A 327-nucleotide genomic window follows, 5' to 3' on the forward strand; every position below is an offset into this window, starting at 1 on the left:
CGAAGCCTGCACTTAAGCGAGCATTGCATGCGGCATTTGTTATAGCGGTTCGATATGGCGTGAAAAATATGATTGATAATGCACATGCAGACCGCTTTGATCCCACTAATCTTGAACAGCAAAAAGCATTGGAACGGTTTGAGGCGCGTCTTCTTGCTACATATGGTAAAGAGTACCCTTATGAGCGCAAAACGATTCATGATGAGATTTCTGTTTTCAAGGATGCATGGGAGCTATGGGCGAAACATCCCCCTGCATTAAAATATTACGGAAAAATGTCAACGCATCAGGAAAAGGTTCTTTTGCCGAGAAAACGCGGTGAAACGG

At 44.0% G+C, this 327-nt stretch carries 1 protein-coding gene; it reads left to right on the plus strand.

Annotation, left to right across the window (positions count from 1 at the left end; genetic code table 11):
* Nucleotides 1-68: 68 nt before the first annotated feature.
* The coding region (locus A3750_RS02675; RefSeq protein WP_156498334.1) for a hypothetical protein at nt 69-327 on the plus strand (259 nt) is incomplete at its 3' end.

The organism is Oleiphilus sp. HI0079 (genome assembly GCF_001635105.1).